Annotated in this window: 11 protein-coding genes; 10 read left to right on the top strand and 1 reads right to left on the bottom strand. The window is 69.5% G+C overall.

Features of this window, described 5'->3' with window-relative positions:
- Positions 1-118: 118 nt before the first annotated feature.
- Genes ACICHK_RS31930 through ACICHK_RS31920 form a run of 3 tightly spaced genes read left to right on the top strand, consistent with a single transcriptional unit; the run spans position 119 to position 2694 of the window.
- Positions 119-1702, top strand: a complete 1584-nt coding sequence (locus tag ACICHK_RS31930; protein WP_406839592.1) for an alpha/beta hydrolase — start codon at positions 119-121, stop codon at positions 1700-1702.
- A gap of 60 nt (positions 1703-1762) precedes the next feature.
- Entirely contained in the window at positions 1763-2161 is a 399-nt protein-coding gene (locus ACICHK_RS31925) for a RidA family protein (protein WP_406839591.1), read from the top strand.
- 20 nt (positions 2162-2181) lie between these two features.
- Positions 2182-2694 (top strand): N-acetyltransferase family protein, encoded by a 513-nt coding sequence (locus ACICHK_RS31920; protein ID WP_406841369.1) that lies wholly within the window; start codon positions 2182-2184, stop codon positions 2692-2694.
- Positions 2695-2735: 41 nt separating this feature from the next.
- On the opposite strand, the gene ACICHK_RS31915 is transcribed toward ACICHK_RS31920, so the two are convergent.
- Positions 2736-3314, bottom strand: a complete 579-nt coding sequence (locus ACICHK_RS31915; RefSeq protein WP_406839590.1) for an adenylosuccinate lyase — start codon at positions 3312-3314, stop codon at positions 2736-2738.
- Positions 3315-3683: 369 nt separating this feature from the next.
- Between ACICHK_RS31915 and ACICHK_RS31910 the strand changes: the two genes are divergently transcribed.
- The 7 genes from ACICHK_RS31910 (at position 3684) to ACICHK_RS31880 (ending at position 12976) form a co-directional block, all read left to right on the top strand.
- A complete protein-coding gene (locus ACICHK_RS31910) occupies positions 3684-5489 on the top strand; it encodes a 3-hydroxyacyl-CoA dehydrogenase family protein (protein WP_406839589.1) in 1806 nt (601 codons plus the stop codon).
- A 136-nt stretch (positions 5490-5625) separates the two neighbouring features.
- Complete coding sequence (locus ACICHK_RS31905; RefSeq protein WP_406839588.1) at positions 5626-6438, top strand: TetR family transcriptional regulator; 813 nt, start codon at positions 5626-5628, stop codon at positions 6436-6438.
- A gap of 460 nt (positions 6439-6898) precedes the next feature.
- Positions 6899-8236 (top strand): crotonyl-CoA carboxylase/reductase, encoded by a 1338-nt coding sequence (gene ccrA / locus ACICHK_RS31900; protein WP_406839587.1) that lies wholly within the window; start codon positions 6899-6901, stop codon positions 8234-8236.
- Positions 8237-8245: 9 nt separating this feature from the next.
- The gene (locus tag ACICHK_RS31895) at positions 8246-10273 is read left to right on the top strand and encodes a protein meaA (RefSeq protein WP_406839586.1); all 2028 of its coding nucleotides are present in this window, start codon (positions 8246-8248) and stop codon (positions 10271-10273) included.
- Positions 10270-11235 carry an HpcH/HpaI aldolase/citrate lyase family protein gene (locus ACICHK_RS31890; protein ID WP_406839585.1) on the top strand — a complete coding sequence of 322 codons (966 nt, stop codon included), beginning with the start codon at positions 10270-10272 and terminating at the stop codon, positions 11233-11235. Before ACICHK_RS31895 ends, ACICHK_RS31890 begins: the two co-directional genes overlap by 4 nt.
- 5 nt (positions 11236-11240) lie before the next feature.
- On the top strand, positions 11241-11768 hold the full coding sequence (locus ACICHK_RS31885) for a MaoC family dehydratase (RefSeq protein ID WP_037621470.1): 528 nt from the start codon (positions 11241-11243) through the stop codon (positions 11766-11768).
- A gap of 2 nt (positions 11769-11770) precedes the next feature.
- Positions 11771-12976: an acyl-CoA dehydrogenase family protein gene (locus ACICHK_RS31880; RefSeq protein ID WP_103551079.1), complete on the top strand. Its 1206-nt coding sequence runs from the start codon at positions 11771-11773 to the stop codon at positions 12974-12976.
- Positions 12977-13113: the final 137 nt, after the last annotated feature.

Genomic DNA, 13113 nt, shown 5'->3' with positions numbered 1-13113 from the left:
CCCGCGGTCCGATCGGGTCGAGTCCCGCCGGAACGCGTTCTTCCAGGACCCCCCTCCGGCACGATACGGCGAAGGCCGTGGCGTGCACGGCTCAGAACCCTCCGTCCTGGGAGGCCTTGTGAAGAAACGCGCAGCCGCTGTGTGCGGGGCGGCCGTCGTACTGGCCGGGATGATCACGTCGGTCCCCGCCGGCGCGAGCCCCGGCTCCGCTGGCGCACCGCGCACCGCCCCGACCGCGAAACCCGTCTGGAAGAAGTGCGGCACCAACGACTACCCGACGCTCCAGTGCGCGTCCCTGAAGGTGCCGCTGGACCACGCGAACCCCTACAGCGAGCGGATCACCCTCGCCCTGTCCCGCGTCCCGCACACCGCGAAGAAGTTCCAGGGGCCGCTGCTGGTGAACCCGGGCGGTCCCGGCGGCAGCGGACTCACACTGGCCGGTTTCGTCGCCTCCGCGCTGCCCAAGGCCGTGGCGGCGCAGTACGACGTCATCGGCTTCGACCCGCGCGGTGTCGGCGCGAGCAAGCCCGCGCTGGACTGCGAGCCGGGGTACTTCAAGCCCGTCCGCCCCGACACCGTTCCGAGCACCCGGGCCCTCGAGAAGGCCAACCTGGCCCGCGCCAGGTCCTTCGCCGAGGCGTGCGGCAAGAAGTACGCGAAGCTGCTGCCGTACCTCGACACGGTGAGCGCGGTCCGCGACATGGACGCGATCCGCGCCGCCCTCGGCGCCAAGAAGATCAACTACTTCGGCTACTCGTACGGCACCTATCTGGGGGCCGTGTACGGCAAGCTCTACCCGCAGCGGGTCCGCCGGCTGGTCCTCGACTCCATCGTCGACCCCACCGGTGTGTGGTACGAGGACAACATCAGCCAGGACTACGCCTTCAACGACCGCCACCTGGCGTTCCTCGCGTGGGTCGCCAGGAACGACGCGGCCTACGGGCTCGGCACCGACCCGGCCGCGGTCGAGGCCAAGTGGTACGCGATGCGCGCGGCGCTCGCCAAGAACCCCGCCCAGAAGACGGTGGGCGCCTCCGAACTGGAGGACACCTTCATCCCGGGCGGCTACTACAACGGCTACTGGCCCTACCTCGCCGAGGCGTTCGCGTCCTACGTGAACGACAAGAACTCGGACGCGCTCGTGGAGGCGTACGAGAACTTCGGCGCCGTCGACGCCTCGGGCGACAACGGCTACAGCGTCTACGCGGCGGTCCAGTGCCGTGACGCGTCCTGGCCGCGCGACTGGCGCCGGTGGCGCCGGGACAACTGGGCGGTCCACGCCAAGGCACCGTTCATGACCTGGAACAACGCCTGGTACAACGCGCCGTGCGCGTTCTGGCCCACGGACTCGCTCCGGCCGGTGGACGTCTCCAACCGCCGGCTCCCGCCGACGCTCCTCTTCCAGGCGACCGACGACGCGGCCACGCCCTACGAGGGCGGGGTGACCGTCCATCACCAGCTGCGCGGATCGAGCCTGGTGGTCGAGCAGGGCGGCGGCAACCACGGCATCACCCTGAGCGGCAACGACTGCCTGGACAAGTACCTGGCGGCCTATCTGGCCGACGGCAGGGTGCCGCGCGGCGACGGCGAGGCCGACGCGGTGTGCCAGACGCTGCCCGACCCGAAGCCGCTGACCGCGAAGGCCGCGTCCGCCTCCTCGCGGGGGTCGACACTGCACGAACTCCTCGGTCACCGCGGCTGATCCCGCCCCGCCCGCGAACCCGTCGGGGGCACCGCCGGACCCATGGTCCACGATGGACCCATGAGTGAGCCGACACGCATCTCCGCCCCCGACGGGGTCGCCCCAGCCACCGCCTACTCCCATGTCGTGACGGGCACGGGCCGCTTCGTCGCGGTGTCGGGCCAGCTCCCCCTGGACGAGGACGGCGCCCTCGTCGGCGAGGGCGACGCCGAGGCCCAGGCCCGCCAGGTCTTCGAGAACCTGCGCCGGTGCCTGGCGGCGGCGGGCGCCGGCTTCGACGACGTCGTCAAACTCACCTTCTTCGTCACGGACATGGCCCACATGCCCGCGATCCGGGCCGCCCGCGCCGCGCACATACCCGCGGAACGCCTTCCGGCCGCCTCGGCGGTCCAGGTCGCCGCGCTGGTCCGGCCCGAGTTCCTGATGGAGATCGAGGCGTACGCGGTGGTCGGCGCGTGAGCGGGACCCGGGTCCGCGAGATGACCCTCGACGACTGCGCGCGCGTGGCCGAGATCCGGGTGCGCGGCTGGCAGACCGCGTACGAGGGCCTGATACCGCGGTCGTACCTGGACGGGCTCAGCGTGACCGAGGACGCGGCGCGGCGCCGCCGCACCCTCGAGCAGGGTGACGGCGGCGTCGTGAACCTGGTCGCGGAGCGCGACGGGTCCGTGGTCGGCTGGGCCTGCCACGGACCGCACCGGGACGACGAAGCCCGTTCCGGGGAAGTCGAGTTGTACGCCATCTACGTACACCCCGACGTGCTGGGCCAGGGGATCGGGCAGGCCCTACTGCGGGAGTCCGCGGACCGCTGCGCGGCGGCCGGGCACGAGCGCATGCTGCTGTGGGTCCTCAAGGAGAACGCCCCGGCCCGCCGTTTCTACGAGCGGGCCGGCTTCCGCCCCGACGGCGCCGAGGAGCCCTTCGAGGCGGCCGGGGTCGCGGTGCCCGAGGTGCGCTACACGCGCGTGCTGACGGGCGGCGACGCGGACTGACGAGGGCGTGCCGGCCCGCGGGCGCACCCACGGGCCGGCGCCTACACCTGTGCCTCGGTCAGCCGGGCCAGGGCGTGCACGGCCGTCTCGGCGAGCGCCGGGTGGGCCAGTGCCTCGTTCAGGACTCCTCTCGCCCGGGCGTCGCCCAGGACGCCCAGGCCCTCGGCGCACGCGAGGGCGACCTTTCGGTAGGGGTCGTGCGGGCGCAGCCTGCGCTCCAGGGTGGTGATCAGCGCGGGTACGGCCTCGGGGGCGCGCAGCCGGACCAGGAGGCGTACCGGCTGGAGCGCGTACGCGACCCGCAGTTCGTTGGTGGCGAGCGCGGCGGCGGCGCGGGCCGTGCGCGGGTCGCCGAGCCGGGCCAGGGCGTCGGCGGCGGACGCGCAGCGCTGCGGATCGCGGTGGTTGAGCAGCAGGACGAGTGCCTCGAAAGCCCGCCGGTCCCCTGCCGTGCCGAGCCGGAAGGCGACCAACTCCCTTGCCCAGAGAGGCTGTCCCGGCTCGGTCAGGGCGGCGGCCAGCACTTCGCGGTCCTCCGTCCGCGCCAGACGTTCGAATGCCGCCGAAGCCCCGGCCTCGGTCCGCAGACGCTCCGTGAGCGATCGCAACGCTTCGTCCATGGGCCGAGCTTAGGCAAGCCCGCGAGGTGCGGGGACGTACATCACAAAGTCGGGGACTGGCGCGCTCGTTACCGGCGGGTTAAGCTCAGACGAGCGAGTTACCCACTCGTGTCTCACCTCTCGGTGGCCTGGTGACGCAGCCGCCGTGAGAGCAGTCGGTTCGGTACTTCAGGTACCTCAGTACGACATGGCTCCGGGACAGGGCCGGTCGGCTTTCACCGCCCGTGGGCGCCCGTTCGACGGCGCTTCGGGACGGCACCGGGCGTGTGCGCTCGTCAGCCCGGAAACACCCGCAACCTCCGCACGGTGTGCGCCTTTCGGCGCACCCGCGTGCGCTCCTCAGTCGTCACCTCTTCCAGGAGTCCCGCGATGGCCACTCCCCTGTCCGACACCCCTCTGTCCCCGTTGAAGACCGTCGCCGTCGTCGGCCTCGGCACCATGGGCACCGGCATCGCCGAGGTCCTGCTCCGGGCCGGCCGTGACGTGATCGGCATCGACGTCAGCGAAGCCGCGGCCGCCCAGGCCGTGGCCACCCTCGAAGCCTCCACCGCCCGCGCCGTGCGCCGCGAGCACCTGAGCGACGCGGAGCGCACGGACGCCCTCGCCCGCTTCCGCACCTTCACCGACCTCGCGGCCGCCGCCGACGCCGACCTCGTCATCGAGGTGACCCCGGAGTCGTACGACATCAAGCAGCAGGTCTTCCGGGCGCTCGACGGCATCGTGCGCCCCGAGGCGATCCTCGCGACGGGCACCAACGCCCTGTCCGTGACCCGTCTCGCCGCCGACTCGGCCCGCCCCGAGCGCGTCCTCGGCCTGCACTTCTTCAACCCGGCGCCCGCGATGAAGCTCGTCGAGGTCGTCTCCTCGGTGCTGACCGCGCCGGCGGCCGTGGCCGCGGTCACCGACCTGGCGCTGGAGCTCGGCAAGGAGCCCGTCGCGGTGGGCGACCGCCCCGGCTTCGTCGCCGACGGCCTGCTCTTCGGCTACCTCAACCAGGCGGCCGCGATGTACGAGGCGAAGTACGCCTCCCGCGAGGACATCGACGCGGCGATGCGGCTCGGCTGCGGACTGCCCATGGGCCCGCTCGCGCTGCTCGACCTGATCGGCGTGGACACCGCGCGGACCGTCCTGGAGGCGATGTACGCCGAGTCGCACGACCGGCTGCACGCCCCCGCGCCGATCCTCAAGCAGCTCAGCGAGGCGGGCCTGACCGGACGCAAGTCCGGCCGCGGCTTCTACTCGTACGAGGCCCCCGGCAGCGACGCCGTCGTGCGGGACGCGCTGACGCCGCTGGAGGGCGCCGTCCTGGCGGAGGGGCGCACGGTCCGCTCGGTGGGTGTCGCCGGCTCCGGCACGATGGCCTCCGGGATCGCCGAGGTCTTCGCCAAGGCCGGGTACGAGGTCGTCCTCGCCGCCCGTACGGAGGAGAAGGCGCAGACCGCCAAGGCCCGCATCGGCAAGTCGCTCTCCCGTTCCGTCGACAAGGGCCGCATGACGGCCGAGGCGGCGGCGCGGACCCTGGAGCTGATCACGCCGACCGGCAGCTACGACGACTTCGCCGACGTCGACCTGGCGCTGGAGGCGGTCGCCGAGGACCTGGAGATCAAGCAGCAGCTCTTCGGCACGTTCGACAAGGTCTGCAAGCCCGGCGCGATCCTCGCCACCACCACCTCCTCGCTGCCCGTCGTCGCCTGCGCCCGCGCCACCTCGCGCCCGCAGGACGTCATCGGCATGCACTTCTTCAACCCGGCCCCGGCGATGAAGCTCGTCGAGGTCGTGCGGACCGTGCTGACCGGGGACGACGTGCACGCCACCGTGCGCGAGGTCTGCGCGAAGATCCGCAAGCACCCGGTGGACTGCGGTGACCGGGCCGGCTTCATCGTGAACGCGCTGCTGTTCCCGTACCTGAACAACGCGATCAAGATGGTGCAGGAGCACTACGCCTCGCTGGACGACATCGACGCGGCGATGAGGCTGGGCGGCGGCTACCCGATGGGCCCCTTCGAGCTGCTCGACGTGGTCGGGCTCGATGTCTCGCTGGCCATCGAGAAGGTCCTGCACCGCGAGTTCCGGGACCCGGGACTCGCCCCCGCGCCACTCCTGGAGCACCTGGTGGCCGCGGGCTGCCTCGGCCGCAAGACGGGCCGCGGCTTCCGCGAATATGCCCGCCGCTGACGGCCAGGGCGACCGGTTCGCGGACGACGCCGACTGGGGCGGACTGCTCGACCCCGCCGGACACCCCCCGCTCTTCCAGGGCGGGGGGATCCCCGGACATGCGCGCTCTCCTGCGCACATGCAGTACGTTCGGGTCATGTCCCAGCCCGCCAAGTCCTCACGTACACCAGCCACGCCCGACGCGCCGGAGAGCGCCGCGGGCAGTCGCGCGGCGGCCCAACGCCTCAAGATGCGCCGGGAACTGGCGGCCGCGGCCATGGAGCTGTTCGCCGCCAAGGGGTACGAGGCGACCACCGTCGACGAGATCGCGGCCCAGGCCGGAGTGGCCCGCCGTACGTTCTTCCGCCACTTCCGCTCCAAGGAAGAGGCGATCTTCCCCGATCACGACGACACCCTGATCCGGGCGGAGGCGGTGCTCAACGCGGCACCCGCGCACGAGCATCCGCTCGACACCGTGTGCCGCGGCATCAAGGAAGTCATGAGGATGTACGCGGCCCAGCCGGAGATCTCCGTCTCGCGCTACAAGCTGACGCGCGAGGTGCCGACGCTGCGCGAGGCCGAGATCGCCTCGGTGGCCCGCTACGAGCGGCTCTTCACCCGCTACCTCCTCGGCCACTTCGACGAGCACGCGCACGACGACGACGCCAACGACGATCCGCTGCTCGCCGAGGTCGCCGCGTCGGCCGTGGTCACGGCCCACAACCACGTCCTGCGGCGGTGGCTGCGGGCCGGCGGCCAGGGCGACGTGGAGTCGCAGCTGGACCACGCCTTCGCCATCGTCCGCAAGACCTTCGGCACCGGGATCGGTGCGGGACGGGAGACCGCGCCGCGACCCGCGCCGGCGTCCTCCTTCACCGAGGGGGACGTCCTGGTGACCGTCGCCCGTGTGGACGCCCCGCTGGACCAGGTGATGCGCACCATCGAGCAGGCCCTCAAGGAACGGCCGTAGGACCCCTTCTCCCCATAACGGCAAGACTCTCGCCGGACACGCTCTTCTCGAGCGCGTCCGGCGTTTTTTGTGTCCCGGTTTGAGTGTTTTACGGCTCGATCTGATCGATCATCGCTCAGGTGTTACGTAAAGATTTCACCTGAGCGCAACTTCTGGCACTCCGTGCCTTGTCAGGTGACACGGCGTGCCATACGTTGAAGGAGTCCGGGCGGCCGGCGTGCAGAGACCATGCGTACGCCGGCTGTCCCCGCAAGCCACATGGCCTGCGCGCCCGGACGCCTGCGTCACAGGCAACCTCCTGCGCCAACCACAGCGCTGCCACAGCACCACCCTCCGCCGGACCGACGGCACACCCCTCAGCAGCAGCACCGACGTACCCCTCAGCGTTCTCCCTCGGAACTTCCCCAAGCTCTCGACTTCGCTCGACCAGGGGAGACCCCATCTCGCCGGAGGCAACACCGTGAAGGAAATCCTGGACGCGATCCAGTCGCAGACGGCCACGGCCGACGACTTCGCCGCTCTTCCGCTCCCCGAGTCCTACCGCGCGATCACCGTGCACAAGGACGAGGCGGAGATGTTCGCCGGGCTCAACAGTCGCGACAAGGACCCCCGCAAGTCGATCCACCTGGACGACGTTCCGCTGCCGGAGCTCGGCCCGGGCGAGGCGCTGGTCGCCGTCATGGCGTCCTCCGTGAACTACAACTCGGTCTGGACGTCGATCTTCGAGCCGGTGTCGACCTTCAACTTCCTGGAGCGCTACGGGCGGCTCAGCGAGCTCAGCAAGCGCCACGACCTGCCGTACCACATCATCGGTTCGGACCTCGCGGGCGTCGTCCTGCGCACCGGTCCGGGCGTGAACTCCTGGAAGCCCGGCGACGAGGTCGTCGCGCACTGTCTGTCCGTCGAGCTGGAGTCCAGCGACGGCCACAACGACACGATGCTCGACCCCGAGCAGCGCATCTGGGGCTTCGAGACCAACTTCGGCGGTCTCGCCGAGATCGCGCTCGTCAAGTCCAACCAGCTGATGCCCAAGCCGGACCACCTGAGCTGGGAGGAGGCCGCCGCTCCCGGACTGGTGAACTCCACCGCCTACCGGCAGCTGGTCTCCCGCAACGGCGCCGGCATGAAGCAGGGCGACAACGTCCTGATCTGGGGCGCGAGCGGCGGACTGGGCTCGTACGCCACGCAGTTCGCGCTCGCCGGCGGCGCCAACCCGATCTGCGTCGTCTCCAGCGAGCAGAAGGCGGACATCTGCCGCTCGATGGGCGCCGAGGCGATCATCGACCGCAGCGCCGAGGGCTACAAGTTCTGGAAGGACGAGCGCACCCAGGACCCGAAGGAGTGGAAGCGCTTCGGCAAGCGCATCCGCGAGTTCACCGGCGGCGAGGACATCGACATCGTCTTCGAGCACCCGGGCCGCGAGACCTTCGGTGCGAGCGTCTACGTCACCCGCAAGGGCGGCACCATCACCACCTGCGCCTCGACCTCGGGCTACATGCACGAGTACGACAACCGCTACCTGTGGATGTCGCTGAAGCGGATCATCGGCTCGCACTTCGCGAACTACCGCGAGGCCTGGGAGGCCAACCGCCTCATCGCCAAGGGCAAGATCCACCCGACGCTCTCCAAGGTCTACTCCCTGGAGGAGACCGGACAGGCCGCCTACGACGTGCACCGCAACCTCCACCAGGGCAAGGTCGGCGTGCTCGCGCTGGCGCCCGAGGAGGGTCTGGGCGTGCGCGACCACGAGAAGCGCGCCCAGCACATCGACGCCATCAACCGCTTCCGGAACGTCTGAGGTCCATCCATGACAGAGCGCCAGAAGGACCGGCCGTGGCTCATGCGCACGTACGCCGGCCACTCCACGGCCGAGGCGTCCAACGAGTTGTACCGGCGCAACCTCGCCAAGGGGCAGACAGGGCTCTCCGTGGCCTTCGACCTGCCGACGCAGACGGGCTACGACCCCGACCACATCCTCGCCCGCGGCGAGGTCGGCCGGGTCGGTGTTCCGGTCTCGCACCTCGGTGACATGCGCCGGCTGTTCCAGGACATCCCCCTGGAGCAGATGAACACCTCGATGACCATCAACGCCACCGCCATGTGGCTGCTGGCGCTCTATCAGGTCGTCGCCGAGGAGCAGGGTGCGGACATCACCAAGCTCCAGGGGACGACCCAGAACGACATCGTGAAGGAGTACCTCTCGCGCGGGACGCACGTCTTCCCGCCGGGACCCTCCCTCCGCCTCACGACGGACATGATCACGTACACGGTCAACCACATCCCCAAGTGGAACCCGATCAACATCTGCAGCTACCACCTGCAGGAGGCGGGCGCCACGCCGGTCCAGGAGATCGCGTACGCGATGTCCACCGCGATCGCCGTCCTGGACGCGGTGTTCGCGTCCGGACAGATCTCCGAAGACCGCAAGGGCGACGTCGTGGCCCGCATCTCCTTCTTCGTGAACGCGGGTGTCCGCTTCATCGAGGAGATGTGCAAGATGCGGGCGTTCGGGCGGATCTGGGACAAGATCACGCGCGAGCGGTACGGCATCGAGGACCCCAAGCAGCGGCGCTTCAGGTACGGCGTCCAGGTCAACTCCCTCGGTCTGACCGAGGCGCAGCCGGAGAACAACGTCCAGCGGATCGTCCTTGAGATGCTGGCCGTCACCCTGTCCAAGGACGCCCGCGCGCGTGCCGTCCAGCTGCCCGCCTGGAACGAGGCGCTGGGCCTGCCCCGCCCGTGGGACCAGCAGTGGTCGCTGCGCATCCAGCAGGTCCTGGCACACGAGAGCGACCTGCTGGAGTACGAGGACATCTTCGAGGGCTCGCACGTGATCGAGGCCAAGGTGACCACCCTCGTCGAGGAGTCGCTGGCCGAGATCGCGCGGATCGAGGAGATGGGCGGCGCGATGGCCGCCGTCGAGTCCGGCTACCTCAAGTCGCAGCTCGTCTCCTCGCACGCCGAGCGCCGGGCCCGCATCGAGGGCGGCAAGGACAAGATCGTCGGCGTCAACGTCTTCGAGTCCACCGAGCCGAACCCGCTCACGGCCGACCTCGACGCGGCGATCCAGACCGTCGACCCCGCGGTCGAGGCCCGGGTGATCTCCGCGCTCGGGACCTGGCGCGACACCCGGTACCAGCCGCCCTTCAACCACCCGCGCCCGTGCAAGGCGCTGGAGCGGCTGAAGGAGGCCGCGAAGGGCACCGGCAACCTCATGGAGGCCACCCTGGAGTGCGCCCGCGCCGGTGTCACCACCGGCGAGTGGGCCGGGGCCCTGCGCGAGGTGTTCGGCGAGTTCCGCGCCCCGACCGGTGTCTCCTCGGCGCCCGTCGCGGTCACCGCCGAGGAGGGCACCGCGCTCGCGCTGGTGCGCCGCAAGGTGGAGCTGACCGCCAAGGAGCTCGGCGCCGGCAACCTCCGGTTCCTGGTCGGCAAGCCGGGCCTGGACGGGCACTCCAACGGTGCCGAGCAGATCGCCGTGCGGGCCCGTGACGCCGGCTTCGAGGTGGTCTACCAGGGCATCCGGCTCACCCCGGAGCAGATCGTGGACGCGGCCGTGGCCGAGGACGTGCACGCCGTGGGCCTGTCCATCCTCTCCGGCTCGCACGCCCAGCTCGTCCCGGACGTCCTGGAGAAGCTGCGCACGGCCGGCGCGGGCGACATTCCGGTGATCGCGGGCGGGATCATCCCGAACGCGGACGCCGAACAGCTGCGGGCCGCGGGAGTGGCCGCGGTCTTCACACCGAAGGACTTCGACATCACCGGAATCATCGGCCGTATCGTCGACGAGATCCGGAAAGCGAACAAGCTCGACCCCCTGGAGGTCCCCGCATGACCACGCCCGTCAACCGTCTGCGTCCCAGGCGCTCCTGTCTCGCCGTGCCGGGCAGCAACCCCCGCTTCCTGGAGAAGGCCCAGGGGCTCCCCGCGGACCAGGTCTTCCTCGACCTGGAGGACGCGTGCGCGCCGCTGGCCAAGCCCGAGGCGCGGCACACCATCGTGAAGTTCCTGAACGAGGGTGACTGGACCGGCAAGACGCGGGTCGTGCGCGTCAACGACTGGACCACCGAGTGGACGTACCGCGACGTCGTCACGGTCGTCGAGGGCGCGGGGCAGAACCTCGACTGCATCATGCTGCCGAAGGTGCAGACGGCCGAGCAGGTCGTCGCCCTCGACCTGCTGCTGACGCAGATCGAGAAGACCATGGGCTTTGAAGTCGGCAAGATCGGCATCGAGGCGCAGATCGAGAACGCCCAGGGCCTGAACAACGTCAACGCGATCGCCACCGCCTCGCAGCGCGTGGAGACGATCATCTTCGGCCCGGCCGACTTCATGGCCTCCATCAACATGAAGTCGCTGGTCGTGGGCGAGCAGCCGCCCGGCTACCCGGCGGACGCCTACCACTACATCCTGATGAAGATCCTGATGGCCGCGCGCGCCAACAACCTCCAGGCGATCGACGGCCCCTACCTCCAGATCCGCAACATCGACGGCTACAAGGCGGTCGCCCAGCGCGCCGCGGCCCTCGGCTTCGACGGCAAGTGGGTGCTGCACCCGGGCCAGGTGGAGGCCTCGAACGAGATCTTCTCCCCCTCGCAGGAGGACTTCGACCACGCCGAGCTGATCCTGGACGCGTACGACTACTACACGTCCGAGGCGGGCGGCAAGAAGGGCTCCGCGATGCTCGGCGACGAGATGATCGACGAGGCCAGCCGCAAGATGGCGCTGGTCATCTCGGGCAAGGGCCGGGCCGCCGGCATGCAGCGCACCAGCAAGTTCGAAGCCCCGGAGGCCTGAGCACCATGCAGTTCGGACGCACCTACGAAGAGTTCGAGGTCGGGGCGGTCTACAAGCACTGGCCCGGGAAGACGGTCACGGAGTACGACGACCACCTCTTCTGCCTGCTGACCATGAACCACCACCCGCTGCACATGGACAGCAACTACGCGGAGAAGACGACCGATTTCGGCAAGAACGTCGTCGTCGGCAACTACATCTACTCGCTGCTGCTCGGCATGTCCGTGCCGGACGTCTCCGGCAAGGCGATCGCCAACCTGGAGATCGAGTCGCTCAAGCACGTGGCGCCGACCTTCCACGGCGACACGATCTACGGCGAGACCACGGTCCTCGACAAGACGCCCTCCCGGTCCAAGTCGGACCGCGGGATCGTCTACGTGGAGACCAAGGGCTACAAGCAGGACGGCACGCTGGTGTGCGTGTTCCGCCGCAAGGTGATGGTCCCCACCGAGACGTACATCAAGGAGCGCGGCGGCGAGCAGCCCGGCCGGCCCGAACTCACCGCCCCGGCGGAGAAGAAGACGGAGAAGTAGTCATGGCGCGACTCGCCCAGACCGCCGGTCTGACCGATGTCCAGCAGGAGATCCTCTCCACGGTCCGCGATTTCGTGGACAAGGAGATCATCCCGGTCGCCACCGAGCTGGAGCACCGCGACGAGTACCCCCAGCAGATCGTCGACGGACTCAAGGAGCTGGGTCTGTTCGGTCTGATGATCCCCGAGGAGTACGGGGGCCTGGGCGAGTCGCTCCTGACCTACGCGCTGTGCGTGGAGGAGATCGCCCGCGGCTGGATGTCGGTCTCCGGCATCATCAACACCCACTTCATCGTCGCCTACATGCTCAAGCAGCACGGCACCCAGGAGCAGAAGGACCACTTCCTGCCCCGCATGGCGCTCGGCGAGGTGCGCGGCGCGTTCTCCATGTCGGAGCCGGGGCTCGGCTCGGACGTGTCGGCGATCACATCGAAGGCGGTCAAGGACGGCGACGAGTACGTCCTCAACGGCCAGAAGATGTGGCTGACGAACGGCGGATCGTCGACCCTGGTGGCCGTTCTCGTCAGAAGTGACGAAGGACACCCCGAGGGCACGGCCCCCCACAAGTCGATGACGACCTTCCTGGTGGAGAAGGAACCGGGCTTCGGCGAGGTCCGTCCCGGTCTGACCATCCCCGGCAAGATCGACAAGATGGGTTACAAGGGGGTCGACACCACCGAACTCATCATGGACGGACTGCGCATTCCGGCCAATCGGGTCCTCGGCGGCACCACCGGCCGAGGGTTTTACCAAATGATGGACGGGGTCGAGGTCGGCCGCGTCAACGTCGCGGCCCGTGGCTGCGGCGTCGCGCAGCGCGCATTCGAGCTCGGTGTGTCATACGCCCAGCAACGTCACACTTTCGGCAAGGCGATCGCCCAGCACCAGGCCATCCAGTTCAAGCTGGCCGAGATGGCTACCAAGGTCGAGGCCGCCCATGCAATGATGGTGAACGCAGCTCGCAAAAAGGACTCTGGGGAACGAAACGACCTCGAAGCAGGGATGGCGAAGTACCTCGCCTCCGAGTACTGCAAAGAGGTCGTGGAAGATGCGTTCCGGATCCACGGCGGCTACGGCTTCTCCAAGGAGTACGAGATCGAGCGCCTCTACCGTGAGGCACCGATGCTGCTGATCGGCGAAGGTACCGCCGAGATCCAGAAAATGATCATCGGGCGCCGGCTGCTCGAAGAGTATCGACTCCAGGGCTAGATGTCCGGGTTCGGGGTGTTTTCTTGGCGAAAAAGATCACACCCCGTCAGCTCTCTTCAGCCGTCGACTCCGCATCTTGGCTTGCCCAGTTGCGGTATGCGACCGGTACGATCGCGTGAAAGCCGCCGTCCCCCGTT

The organism is Streptomyces sp. AHU1, from assembly GCF_045343905.1.
GTDB lineage: Bacteria > Actinomycetota > Actinomycetes > Streptomycetales > Streptomycetaceae > Streptomyces > Streptomyces triticiradicis.
This window is presented reverse-complemented; position numbering and strand designations above follow the sequence as displayed.

Bases quoted from the DNA above. Each gene is read 5' to 3' on its own strand.
- ACICHK_RS31925 (WP_406839591.1), top strand. From the start codon at position 1,763: ATGAGTGAGCCGACACGCATCTCCGCCCCCGACGGGGTCGCCCCAGCC.
- ACICHK_RS31920 (WP_406841369.1), top strand. From the start codon at position 2,182: ATGACCCTCGACGACTGCGCGCGCGTGGCCGAGATCCGGGTGCGCGGC.
- ACICHK_RS31915 (WP_406839590.1), bottom strand. From the start codon at position 3,314: ATGGACGAAGCGTTGCGATCGCTCACGGAGCGTCTGCGGACCGAGGCC.
- ACICHK_RS31910 (WP_406839589.1), top strand. From the start codon at position 3,684: ATGGCCACTCCCCTGTCCGACACCCCTCTGTCCCCGTTGAAGACCGTC.
- ACICHK_RS31905 (WP_406839588.1), top strand. From the start codon at position 5,626: ATGTCCCAGCCCGCCAAGTCCTCACGTACACCAGCCACGCCCGACGCG.
- ACICHK_RS31895 (WP_406839586.1), top strand. From the start codon at position 8,246: ATGACAGAGCGCCAGAAGGACCGGCCGTGGCTCATGCGCACGTACGCC.
- ACICHK_RS31890 (WP_406839585.1), top strand. From the start codon at position 10,270: ATGACCACGCCCGTCAACCGTCTGCGTCCCAGGCGCTCCTGTCTCGCC.
- ACICHK_RS31885 (WP_037621470.1), top strand. From the start codon at position 11,241: ATGCAGTTCGGACGCACCTACGAAGAGTTCGAGGTCGGGGCGGTCTAC.
- ACICHK_RS31880 (WP_103551079.1), top strand. From the start codon at position 11,771: ATGGCGCGACTCGCCCAGACCGCCGGTCTGACCGATGTCCAGCAGGAG.